General features: G+C 46.6%; 8 protein-coding genes. 4 read left to right on the top strand and 4 right to left on the bottom strand.

All coding sequences use genetic code 11. From position 1 onward, the window contains the following. The first annotated feature begins 86 nt into the window (after positions 1-86). Complete coding sequence (locus QUA34_RS17110) at positions 87-4,217, top strand: ATP-binding protein (RefSeq protein ID WP_333388476.1); 4,131 nt, start codon at positions 87-89, stop codon at positions 4,215-4,217. A gap of 206 nt (positions 4,218-4,423) precedes the next feature. Beyond that, entirely contained in the window at positions 4,424-5,764 is a 1,341-nt protein-coding gene (locus QUA34_RS17105) for a response regulator (protein WP_333388474.1), read from the top strand. A gap of 199 nt (positions 5,765-5,963) precedes the next feature. Here QUA34_RS17105 and QUA34_RS17100 read toward each other — a convergent pair whose 3' ends face one another. Together QUA34_RS17100 and QUA34_RS17095 are read right to left on the bottom strand one after the other, a co-directional pair. Then, positions 5,964-6,503: a GIY-YIG nuclease family protein gene (locus tag QUA34_RS17100; RefSeq protein ID WP_333329312.1), complete on the bottom strand. Its 540-nt coding sequence runs from the start codon at positions 6,501-6,503 to the stop codon at positions 5,964-5,966. Between the two features lie 59 nt (positions 6,504-6,562). After that, positions 6,563-6,889 (bottom strand): hypothetical protein, encoded by a 327-nt coding sequence (locus tag QUA34_RS17095; protein ID WP_333329315.1) that lies wholly within the window; start codon positions 6,887-6,889, stop codon positions 6,563-6,565. 375 nt (positions 6,890-7,264) lie between these two features. Here QUA34_RS17095 and QUA34_RS17090 point away from each other — a divergent pair, with 375 nt between their 5' ends. Next, a complete protein-coding gene (locus QUA34_RS17090) occupies positions 7,265-8,065 on the top strand; it encodes a hypothetical protein (RefSeq protein ID WP_333329318.1) in 801 nt (266 codons plus the stop codon). Positions 8,066-8,158: 93 nt separating this feature from the next. On the opposite strand, the gene QUA34_RS17085 is transcribed toward QUA34_RS17090, so the two are convergent. Both QUA34_RS17085 and QUA34_RS17080 read right to left on the bottom strand, forming a co-directional pair. Next, positions 8,159-9,022: a sulfite exporter TauE/SafE family protein gene (locus tag QUA34_RS17085; protein ID WP_333388472.1), complete on the bottom strand. Its 864-nt coding sequence runs from the start codon at positions 9,020-9,022 to the stop codon at positions 8,159-8,161. A 66-nt stretch (positions 9,023-9,088) separates the two neighbouring features. Then, entirely contained in the window at positions 9,089-9,931 is an 843-nt protein-coding gene (locus QUA34_RS17080) for a pentapeptide repeat-containing protein (RefSeq protein ID WP_333388556.1), read from the bottom strand. Positions 9,932-10,350: 419 nt separating this feature from the next. On the opposite strand from QUA34_RS17080, the gene ilvD reads away from it, so the two are divergent. Further along, the gene (ilvD, locus tag QUA34_RS17075) at positions 10,351-12,036 is read left to right on the top strand and encodes a dihydroxy-acid dehydratase (RefSeq protein WP_333388470.1); all 1,686 of its coding nucleotides are present in this window, start codon (positions 10,351-10,353) and stop codon (positions 12,034-12,036) included. The last annotated feature ends 39 nt before the right edge of the window (positions 12,037-12,075 follow it).

The raw sequence follows: 12,075 nt of genomic DNA, 5'->3' as shown, positions 1-12,075 counted from the left end.
TTCACATTTTTTAGGGCGCGCCAATTGCCGGGAAAGGCACGCTCCAGCAGTTAAAATACGATTATCAGCGCAATTGGTTCACACCCATGCCCATTTATCCGCTCAACCGCCTAACCGCCAAATTTTTCAGCAAGCTGCCGCTGCGAACGGTTCTGATTGTTCCGTTAGTTTTGCAAACGCTAAGTGTAGTTGGGCTAGTGGGCTATCTTTCTTTCAAAAGTAGTCAGGAATCAGTCGAAGATGTAGCGCATCAGCTAATCGAACAAGTAGGAGAGCGAATTAGCGATCGCCTCACGGATAATAATGGACTCTCGGCAATCAATACCTTTCTGGCTAGGCTGCACTTCTCGGCATCGGGACAAACTTTTATTATGGATCGATCGGGCAATCTGATTGCCACATCCACACTAGAAACACCCTTGGTGATGCCAACAAAAAAGCAATCGACGCCATTGCTAGCCACCAACAGCAAGGATGCCCGCACGCGAGATATTGCTCGACAACTCACCAACCGATTTGGCAACTTCCGCACCCTGCAAACAACCGAGAAATTGACTCTAGCGAGAAAGCGCGATAGGCAGTTTGTCCGCGTCACTCCCTATCGAGATTTCCGTGGCTTGGATTGGTTGATTGTGGTGGTGGTGCCAGAGTCTGATTTCATGGCTCGCATTCAAGCAAATACGCGCCATACATTGTGGTTATTGACAGGTACACTGCCGCTGGCGATCGCGATCGGATTTTTGACTTCCCGTTGGGTAACAAAGCCAATTATGCGCTTGAATACCGCAGCCAAAAATGTTGCCACAGGAAAATGGGATCAACCTTTAGAAATTAGACGCTTCGATGAAGTCGGAGAACTCGCCAATTCCTTCAATCTTATGGCAGCGCAACTGCAAAAGGCTTTTGCAGACCAAAAATCTTTAAATGAAGCTTTAGCGCACAGCGAGAGCCAACTCAAGCAATTTATCGAAGCCATACCTGCGGGAGTATCTATCCACGATGCCTCCGGTAAAGTCGTGTACTTCAACGAAACTGCCAAGCATTGGCTCAGCGTAGAAACTATCCCCGATGCGACTCTAGAAGAAGCAGTAGAAGTTTATCAAATGTACCGCCAAAACCAGCCGTATCCAACTCAAGAACTGCCTGCATTCCGAGCACTCCGCGGCGAAACGGTATTCCTTGAAGATATAGAACTTTATCGAGATGGGAAATTTATTCCTTTTGAGGTGCGCGCCACACCCATTTTCGACGAAGAGGGAAACATTATTTATGCCATCACTGCTTTTTCTAACATCGCACAGCGCAAACAAGCTGAAAAAATATTAACTGACTACAATCGCACTTTAGCAGCCGAAGTTGCCGAACGTAGCTACGCCTTAGCTCGTGCTAACGAACTATTACAAGATGAAATTGCCAATCGCCAATTGCTCGAACAAAAACTTTACACTTCTGTCGAGGAAATTGTAAAAATATTTGAGTCGATAACCGATGTTGTATTGATATTTAACCAGACCGAAAAAAGTATCCAGATTATACCGACAAAGAGGATTTATCAATACAACTATCAGACGAATCAGATCGACTCCATCATCGAACAATTATTTCACGAGGAAAATGAGGAGATTTATTTCGCTCAAGTTCAACAGGCATTGGAAACCCAACAAACTATTAGTTTTGATTACAGGATGCAGATTAATAACCAAGAAGTTTGGTTTGCTGCTAAAATTTCGCCACTGTCCGATAGCTCCGCTGTGTGGGTAGCGCGCGACATTAGCGATCGCCAGTTGGCGGAATCCCGACTGCTGGAAGCCCAAAAAATTGCCCGTATTGGCAGTTGGGAATACGATATGGCCACAGCAACAACCACTTGGAGTGAGGAACTATATCGCATTTATGAGCTCGATCCTACTCAAAAACCGCTGCCAACCGAACAATTAATCGAGCGTTTTCATCCAGAAGATCGATCGCGCTATCTGGCAATGGTGCGCGATCAAGCGATGAAGGGACAAAGCTTTGAAATTGATCTGCGGCTGATCCGAAGAGATGGCTCGCTCAGTTACATTGAAGTCCGAGGGAAACCTGTTTATGATGAAAAAGGGCAGTTGATCCGTTTGTTCGGCACTGTCTTAGATATTAGCGAGCGCAAACAAGCCGAGTCCGCTTTGCGAGAAAGCGCCCAGGGAGAACAAGCCATCGCCCGATCGATCGATCGCATCCGTCAATCCTTAGATATTGACACAATATTCAAAACCACAACCTCTGAACTGCGACAAACCCTAAAATGCGATCGTGTCGGTATCTATCGCTTTAATCCTGATTGGAGTGGGGAATTTGTTGCCGAGTCAATGGCTGCCGGCTGGAAGTCTCTGATCCCACAAGCCGACGATTTTAATGTGCCAAACACTCTCGTCGAAGACTCTCGCTGTACCGTCAAAACTATGCAAGCCGGCGGTACACCAGTGCTGGATACCTATCTACAAAAAAATCAAGGCGGTATGTATGCTAGAGGCGTTCCTTACCGCATAATTGAAGACATATACAGCGCTGGTTTAAGTCCTTGTTACCTAGAACTTTTAAAACAATTTCAAGCTAGAGCATACGTTATTTTTCCCATATTTTGTGGCAGTCAACTTTGGGGTTTGCTCGCCAGCTATCAAAATTCTGGCTCCCGCACTTGGCGCGAAGCAGAAATCAATATTGGGCTGCAAATTAGCACTCAATTGGGAGTCGCCTTACAACAAGCTCAATTGCTAGAAGCCACTCAACAGCAAGCAGTACAGCTCCAACAAGCCGCCTGGGCCGCAGAAGCTGCCAACCTTGCCAAAAGCACTTTCTTAGCAAATATGAGCCACGAACTCCGCACCCCGCTAAACGCAATTCTGGGATTCTCCCAATTGATGCAGCGCTCTACCAACCTGACTCGCGAACAACAGGAAAATATCCGCATCATCAACCGCAGCGGAGAGCACTTGCTAGCTCTGATCAATCAAATATTAGATTTAGCAAAAATAGAGGCGGGACGCATTACAATCAACCCAACTGATTTTAAATTAAGCAGCCTGCTGAACGATTTGGAAGAGATGTTTCAACTCCAGGCAAGGGAGCAACAATTGCAGTTAATATTTGACTGCTCTAGCGAAACTCCCGAATACGTGCAAACAGATCAAATGAAGTTACGTCAAGTTTTAATTAATCTGCTTTCTAACGCCATTAAATTTACGAAATACGGAGTAATTAGGTTAAGAGTAAGTGCATTTATAGACGGTGAAAATCAGCAAGTGCCAATCAGTAATTACCAATTACATTTTGAAATAGAAGACACGGGTTCCGGCATAGCTGCTGATGAGTTAGATCAGCTTTTTCAAGCCTTTGTGCAAACCAAAACAGGAACCAAATCTCAGCAAGGAACAGGCTTGGGACTCGCTATCAGCCAACAGTTTATCAAGCTGATGGGCGGCCTGATTACCGTACGCAGTGAAGTAGGACGCGGCACCACCTTCGCGTTTGATATTCCCATCAGCGCCGTTGATGCCCCGGCGACTCAACCCGTACAGCCACCGCGTCGGGTGATAGCCCTGGAACGCAACCAGCCACGCTATCGTATTTTGATTGTGGACGATCAATTAGACAACCGCCAATTGCTGATTAAACTCCTCGCTGTCTTTGACTTTGAACTCGAAGAAGCCAGCAACGGCATGGAAGCTATTGAAATGTGGTCGAGTTTTGAGCCACACTTAATTTTTATGGATATGTGGATGCCCGTGATGGATGGACATGAAGCGACCAAACGCATTAAAGCCACCGTTAAAGGTCATGCTACGGCAATTATTGCCGTGAGTGCCGGTAACGCCGAGGAAGCGCAAACCGTTACTGTATCAGATGATTGCGATGACTTTATCCACAAACCCTTTCGAGATACAGAAATTTTTGCCACCCTGCACAAACATCTGGGAGTGCGTTACATTTACGGTGAACCGGAGAGTGTTCCCGATTCAACTCAAATTGAGGCTCCGACTCCAGAGAGTCTGGCAGCTTTACCCGCAGATTGGCTGGCAGCTTTAGAGAAAGCCACAATAGAGTGCGATTTAGAGTTAATTCTGATCCACATTGAGCAAATTCGCGATCGTAATGACCCTTTAGCTAGCGCTCTAGCCGCCTTGGCTAACGAGTTTCAGTTCAATCAAATACTAGCCCTCATCCATCCCGAACCAAAATAATCAGGATATGAGATAGGTTTGTAATGAGTACGATCGTCCTCATAAAACGCGATCGGGCGATCGTACTCACTACAAACCTATAGCCATCCTAAATCATTTGTGAATTTCTTACTCCCTCCCCTTGATAAGGGGAGGGTTGGGGTGGGGTCAAAAATTTACGACTCCTGCAAGGATTGCTATATAAAGGTTATTTTACCGAACTAGATATGAATTACGAACCAACTCCCGTCATAAAAGGGAATATTTTAATTGTTGATGATATTCCGGCTAATTTGCAACTTTTAGCTCAAATACTCTCGCAGCAAGGGTACAAAACACGCACCGCCCCCGACGGCAAACTAGCGCTGCGGTCGATCGAGTTAACTCCTCCTGACTTGATTTTGCTCGACATCATGATGCCCGGTATGGACGGCTACAAAGTCTGCCAAGCATTGAAAGCTTCTCCCAAAACCAAGGACATTCCGGTTATTTTTATCAGTGCTTTGAATGAAGTATTAGATAAAGTCAAAGCCTTTGAAGTTGGTGGTATAGATTATATCACAAAACCGTTTCACGAACAAGAAGTTCTCGCTCGCGTCTCAAATCAACTCGTGCAGCGCCAGTTGTTCCAGCAAACACAATCCTACGCCCAGCAACTCGAACAAAGCGTAACTGAACTAAAGAAAACTCAAGCTCAGTTAATACAGAAGGAAAAAATGGCTTCTTTAGGTCAGCTAGCTGCAGGAATTGCTCACGAAATCAACAATCCCGTCAGCTTTATCTACGGCAATATTGCTCTAGCGGCGGAGTATGCACGAGATTTGCTTCGCCTCGTCGAATTGTACCGACATTACTATCCGCACCCCGTTGCAGAAATTATCGGCGAATTGGATGAGATTCAACCGGAATTCATCGCAGAGGATTATCCAAAACTGCTGAATTCGATGACAGAGGGTGCTTCTCGGATTAGCGAAATTGTAATGTCTTTGCGGAACTTCTCCCGCCTTGGCGAACAAAAGTACAAGCCAGTGGATATTCATGAAGGCATTGACAATACTTTAGTTATTTTGCAACATCGGCTGAAGGGAGCAAACAAAGCTGGTGAGATAGAGGTCATTAAAAACTACAGCCAACTGCCAAGAGTCACCTGTTATGCGAGTGAGTTAAATCAAGTGTTCATGAACCTGCTAACTAATGCTATTGATGCCCTGGAAAATCAATCGTCTCCCCGAAAAATTACCATCAGCACTTCAGTAGGTTTTGACTCAGAAGCTGCGCTGCACAATCAAGATTCAATATTAGCCACTCAAAACTATAAATCCGTTGTTATTCACATTGCCGATAACGGTTGTGGGATGAGTGAGGAAGTGCGCCACCAGATATTTGACCCATTTTTTACTACGAAACCTGTAGGTCGCGGTACTGGATTAGGGTTGGCCATCAGTCACGATATTGTAGTGGAAAAACATCGAGGTCAAATCAGTTGTACTTCTGCTCCGGGCCGAGGAACCGAGTTAATTTTGCAGATTCCGATATCTGTTAAATCAATTCCGGTTGCACCGGAATGACTGTTGACTGTTGACTGTTGACTGTTGACTGTTGACTGTTTGGAAATTTGAACAATACCGATGCAACCGGAAACGATATTAAATGTTAAAATATTTTAAATATTATAAGTTCGCAGTAAGGAGTTTAGCCCTGAAAGAGAGGACTAAACTCCTTACTACAAACAGGTGCGTAATAAGGACTAAAGTCCTGAGTTTGTATTTACTTTAAATCCAGCAATCCGCTAGTTTTCAGCTTAGGATTAAACCGGATTTCTTCAGTTACGCCCCGATCTTTCAGCAGCGCGAAAATTTCATTTTCCACCCGCCGCGCGACATTTTTCAACAATTTATCTTTGGCAATTTCATCGGCGAATATACCTTCATAATTGGCCGTTTCTTGGGCAGTCATTACAGTTTTGGTGTCGATGGGATCGTTCCACTTGGCAGCATCGGCACCGTTACCCTGGGGTTGGGAACCGTTTTCGGCAATCCAACTTTCTCTAATGCTTTCTAGAATTGTGCGGCTGGGCTTGTCAATAGTTTGAACTTTCAGCCAGTAGCAATATTGGGTCTGGCGTACCAAATGCTGTTTGAGGCTGAGGTAAATGTCGCGAGAATAGCCGACAAATTGCAGGACTTTCTCGCTGTCAAAAATCGCGTAAACGCCGATTTTTCCCTGGACAAAATCGGGCAATTTCCCCTCAGAGTCTATGTATGGAATGAATTCTAAGCTGGCGAGAGATTGAATGTCTTCTGTCATCCGATTTTAGATTTTAGATTTTAGATCTAAGATTAAACCACAGATTAACCAGCCTTTACTTAACTCTTGAACACTCGATAAATTGCACAGAGGCGGCTGGGTTTAAATATTTTGGCTTGGAACATGAAATTAGGGGGGACGTTGACGATCGCAAAATCGCTCGATTCATGATACTTTTCAAATTCAGCAGGCATTCCCTTCGGCGTCTCGCTGCTGTAAGGGACTGGCTGAAAAAGTAACTCAGCAAACTCAATGCGCGAGCATTGCAATTGTAGCGCTATTTGTTTGACAAAGCTTTCACCGGTTAATAAACCGAACAGTGCAGTTTTAGCCTCTGGTTCGAGGACAAAACTGCTATCGTAGCTTTCAATAATCTTAAGACCCATTTTCTGTATACTCCTGACAGATGGCGGTTAACGGTTATTGGTTAACTGTTTTGAGCGATCGACTTAATCCTGAATTTTACCTGAGACTGAGCGTTTTAAACGCAGAACGTATTCGGCAGGAGGTCAATCGATTTTAGATTTTAGATTTTAGATTAAAGGATTGAAGCCTTGACCCCACGGATAAATTCTGGGGGCAAGTTTCATCGGATACAGGTTTTTTATTTCTGGACGGATGAATCCGGCGGCTTGTATCCTGGATGCTTTCGGTCAATGAAAATACCACAATCAGGAAATTTTGACAAATAGGCCTGATTTATTTGCCGATCGCTTTTATCATGTCGGTATCGCCATCTATCCGACTACGACTAAAAGGCTATGCAGAAGATTGAAAAAGCATCATTCCCAGCTTCCAGAAGTGCCCCGAACCAGCCGGACTGGCTAGAATTGGTAGAATACGCCTCTGTTGCTGGTTCCGCTATTGGCACGATTGCTGCAGGATTGTCGGGCCAAATTGTCTACGCTGCCGCCCCTTTAACCGCAGCACTCTCGATAAATCTCGCCAATCGCCAGCGTTTCGAGCAACAAATGCAACAAAAGGCAAATTCTGCGATTACGGACGTACAGGCCGCAGTAGAACGTCGCTCGCAGCAAGTTCAGATACTACCTGGAGAACCTGCGGAACTCTACACCGCCGTCTCCGACTTGCGGCAGAAACTCCAGGGCTTGGAATCCGGCGTCATCGCCGAGGTACAAGCTGCTGTAGCCTCCCTCGAACGCCAAGCCCAAGCGCTTCCGGCCGACTCTCAGGAACTCTACACCACCCTGTCCGATTTGCAGCAAAAACTCCGCATTTTGGAAAATAGCGCCCTCAGAGAGCATGATTGGGAAAATGTCAACGTCCGATTTTTATTGATGGGCGAACAGTTAACTGAAGTTAAAACTATTACGGCTCAGTTACAGGAGCGATCGAACGAAGTAGACTTGGATACAATCCAAGGTTCTCTCCAGCAATTGCAGGACTTGCTCGATCGACCCACAATAGACACAGGGATGCTGCAAACCGAGATTCAGCATTTGCAGCAGCAAGTGTCCGAGTTGCAGAGGCAAAATCAAGAAATTGTCAAGCCTTATTTGCAGCGTCTGACTCGCGCCGTGAAGAAACTATCAGCAAATTAGTCTTACTTATTCGTTTTTCCTAGGGTGCAGCGCGGGCATCTTCCCGCATTCTTTCGTAGGGTGCGCCGGACCGCGCACCTTACCAATTACCAATTACCCGTTACTAAATTTTTGCCAAGCTTGCCAGAAAACATAAATCGATAACACTGCCAAGAGCGATCGAAAAGCTAAACTAACAATACGATCGGGCAATCTCGGCAAAAACCGCGTGCTCACCTGCGCGCCCAACAAACCGCCACCCCCCAGAATTAACCCCACAACCCACAAAACATTCCCGCGCGCCGCGTGTCCCGCCGTCGCCGAAATTGCCGTGATGACGATGACGCCCAAGCTGGTTTGAATTGCGGTTTTAATGCTTTCTCCTAACAGCAAAATTTGCAGGGGAACCATAATTACGCCGCCGCCTACGCCAAACAAACCCGCTAATAAACCCGCCGCACTGCCGGTGGCAATTTTAGCAAAAGTTGGATGGAATAAAATATTTGAATTATGGGGTAATTCGTGATTGTTAATTGGTAATTGAGCATTTTCTCCTTGTCCCGCTTGTCCTCCCAGTTCCCCTTGTTCTAGTTCCGCTTTCTTCTTAGCTGTCAGGTGCTTGCGAACTTCAATCAAATAAATATTCAACCACAGCAACAACCCAAAAGTAAGTAACAGCAAGTAAGGCGGAAATATCCCCGCCAAATAAGCACCGATTTGTGCTGTAATGACGGCGGGAAATCCGATGCCTGCGACTTGACTCAAGTTGAGGTAGCCCATGCGCCAATTCTGGATGCTGCCAGAAATAGCTGTAATCACGATCGACAAACCGCTAGTAGCAACCGCTTCCACCGGAGCGTAATTGAGAGCCACTAACAAAGGCACGAGCACCGTACCGCCGCCGATACCCAAAAATCCAGCTAGAATTCCGGCAAAAATTCCCGCCGCACCCAACATCAATAATTCAGTGATAGTCATTAGTCATTAGTCATTAGTCATTAGTCAACAGTCAACAGTTAACAGTTAACAGTTAACAGTCAAATTTTAAGAATCATTAGTCGTGCCATCGGGCATAATTGCCCGCCTCAAATCTGCATCGCGGAAGTTAGTTCGATTGAGATTAGCATCAATCAAAACCGCTTCCACCAAAATAGCCCCGCTAAAATTAGACCAGCACAGCTTTGCCCGGTACAAATTAGCACCGCTCAAATTAGCTCTTGCCAGCGTTGACCAACTCACATTAGCAACTCTCAAATTAGCATTGCTCAGATTAGCTTCGGTGAGATTAGCTCCAATCATCGTTACTTGGCGCAAGTCAGCACCAGTCAGGTTGGCCCCGCTCAGCATCGCCCCGCTAAGAATTGCCTGATTCAGGTTAGCTCTTTCTAAAAGCGACTCGCTGAGAATGGCATTTGTCAGGTTTACCGCTTTGAGAGTTGACCAACTCAAATTTGCCTTCATCAAATTAATGCGAATCATGCTAGCGTCGGTTAAGTTGGCCGCAAACAAATTCGCTTCGGTAAAGTTGGCTTCGGTCAAATTAGCTTCGGTCAAATTAGCCTTGGTCATGTTGACTTCTCTGGCCATTGAGCCGCGCAGGTTGGCTCCCATCAGGTTAGCCCCGCTGAGATTGGCACGGCTCAAATCGGTACCGATGAGATTTGCTTCGCTGAGGTTGGCTTCCGTCAAGTCCACCCCTGCCAATTTCACCTCGCGCAAGTTCGCTCCTGTCAGGTTAGCGCCTTTGAGATTTGCGTCTTGGAAATTCGCTCTGGTAAAGTTAGCCTCGCTGAGGTTTACCCCTTTTAAGTCGGCCCCGACGAGGTTAATCTCTCGAAAATTTCTTTCTCCGGCCGCATATTGCCTCAGAATTCGATCGGCCTCCATGTCATTCGCCTCGCAATTTTTTTTAAACGTTAGAGTGATGGGTGTTACCACATCATCCCAGATAACTACGGTATTCACTCTGCACGCTGTAGTATCTGTAGAATCTTTGCATTGCTTTCCGGGCACTGCGGTGCCACTGCCTCCTAAAAGGTCTGACAAAGATCAACGGTTCTGAGAAAATTAAAAATAGGGTAAAACTCTCGGCGCTCGCCACTGAGTCAGTCGATTTTAGATTTTAGATTTTAGATTGGCTCCACAGATTCATCTGGGAGCCGGAACTTTGGTCTAAAATTATGGGCTCACCACGACGATTATCGGAAACTTGTATTCGTTTTTGGGCGAGCTGGCAGTTGACAACTGACACCTGTCAACTGTCAACTGTCAACTGTCAACTGTCAACAGACAAAGGAAATTTTAAAATGCCTGAAAATTTGAGAAGCCAAGCTGTGACTGGGGGCGTGCAGCGCGCGCCCAACCGAGCAATGCTGCGGGCAGTCGGTTTTGGCGACGGCGATTTCACTAAGCCGATTGTGGGGATTGCCAACGGGTACAGCACGATTACGCCCTGCAATATGGGATTGAACGAGCTCGCTTTGCGGGCTATTGCGGGTGCAAGGGAAGCCGGCGCCATGCCACAGATGTTCGGTACGATTACTATCAGCGACGGGATCTCGATGGGAACAGAAGGGATGAAATATTCTCTGGTGTCGAGAGATGTGATTGCTGATTCCATCGAAACTGTTTGCAACGGCCAAAGTATGGACGGTGTGCTGGCTGTCGGCGGCTGCGATAAAAATATGCCGGGGGCGATGATTGCGATCGCCCGCATGAACATTCCTGCTATTTTTGTCTACGGTGGCACGATCAAACCGGGACACCACAACGGAAAGGATTTAACCGTTGTCAGCGCTTTTGAAGCGGTCGGTCAATTCAGCGCGGGCAAAATTGACGAAACAGAACTCAATGCAGTGGAACAGAATGCTTGTCCGGGGGCGGGTTCCTGCGGCGGAATGTTCACAGCAAATACGATGTCGAGCGCTTTTGAAGTGATGGGCATAAGTTTGCCTTATTCTTCGACAATGGCTGCTGAGGATGCCGAAAAAGCTGACAGCGCTGCCGAATCTGCAAAAGTGTTGGTGGAAGCTGTCCGCAAACAGTTGTTACCGAGCCAAATTTTGACTCGCAAGGCCTTTGAAAATGCGATCGCGGTAATCATGGCAGTCGGCGGTTCAACCAACGCTGTGCTGCATTTATTGGCCATTTCCAATGCGATCGGAGTGGAGTTGTCCCTCGACGATTTTGAAACTATTAGAGCGAAAGTGCCCGTGCTGTGCGACCTCAAACCCAGCGGCAAATATGTAGCAACCGATTTGCACAAAGCCGGCGGCATTCCTCAAGTAATGAAAATGCTGCTAGAAAAGGGTTTACTGCACGGAGACGCGCTGACAATTACCGGTCAAACTGTTGCCGAAGTGTTAGCAGATATTCCAGCCGAACCCCGCACCGACCAAGATGTCATCCGCCCTTGGAACAACCCGATGTACGCCCAAGGACATTTAGCAATTCTCAGGGGAAATCTGGCAACCGAAGGAGCCGTTGCTAAAATTACTGGCGTTAAGAAACCGCAAATTACCGGCCCGGCGCGGGTATTTGAATCTGAAGAAAATTGTTTGGATGCAATTTTAGCCGGCAAAATTCAAGCCGGAGATGTGATTATCATCCGCTACGAAGGGCCCAAAGGCGGGCCGGGAATGCGCGAAATGTTAGCACCAACTTCGGCAATTATTGGCGCCGGTTTGGGCGATTCTGTAGGGTTAATTACTGACGGCCGCTTCTCTGGCGGAACTTACGGCATGGTGGTCGGTCACGTTGCACCAGAAGCGCAAGTTGGCGGGACAATTGCTCTGGTAAAAGAGGGTGATTCGATTACAATTGATGCTAACAATCGCTTGTTGCAGCTCAATGTTTCTGATGCAGAATTGGAGCAGCGGCGCGCTCTTTGGCAGCCTCCTAAACCTCGCTATACTAGGGGCGTTTTGGCTAAATACGCTAAGTTGGTTTCTTCTAGCAGTATTGGTGCTGTGACTGATTTGGGTTTGGGTTAAAGTAGGAGTTTTTGTAATCGCAGATGAAGGCAGATCAAC

The sequence above is a fragment of the Microcoleus sp. POL10_C6 genome, assembly GCF_036701585.1.
In the GTDB taxonomy this organism is placed as follows: domain Bacteria; phylum Cyanobacteriota; class Cyanobacteriia; order Cyanobacteriales; family Microcoleaceae; genus Microcoleus.
This window is presented reverse-complemented; position numbering and strand designations above follow the sequence as displayed.

Excerpts from the sequence above, each read along its gene's own strand:
- QUA34_RS17110 (WP_333388476.1), top strand. The coding sequence starts at position 87 with ATGCCCATTTATCCGCTCAACCGCCTAACCGCCAAATTTTTCAGCAAG.
- QUA34_RS17105 (WP_333388474.1), top strand. The coding sequence starts at position 4,424 with ATGAATTACGAACCAACTCCCGTCATAAAAGGGAATATTTTAATTGTT.
- QUA34_RS17100 (WP_333329312.1), bottom strand. The coding sequence starts at position 6,503 with ATGACAGAAGACATTCAATCTCTCGCCAGCTTAGAATTCATTCCATAC.
- QUA34_RS17095 (WP_333329315.1), bottom strand. The coding sequence starts at position 6,889 with ATGGGTCTTAAGATTATTGAAAGCTACGATAGCAGTTTTGTCCTCGAA.
- QUA34_RS17090 (WP_333329318.1), top strand. The coding sequence starts at position 7,265 with ATGCAGAAGATTGAAAAAGCATCATTCCCAGCTTCCAGAAGTGCCCCG.
- QUA34_RS17085 (WP_333388472.1), bottom strand. The coding sequence starts at position 9,022 with ATGACTATCACTGAATTATTGATGTTGGGTGCGGCGGGAATTTTTGCC.
- QUA34_RS17080 (WP_333388556.1), bottom strand. The coding sequence starts at position 9,931 with ATGGAGGCCGATCGAATTCTGAGGCAATATGCGGCCGGAGAAAGAAAT.
- ilvD (WP_333388470.1), top strand. The coding sequence starts at position 10,351 with ATGCCTGAAAATTTGAGAAGCCAAGCTGTGACTGGGGGCGTGCAGCGC.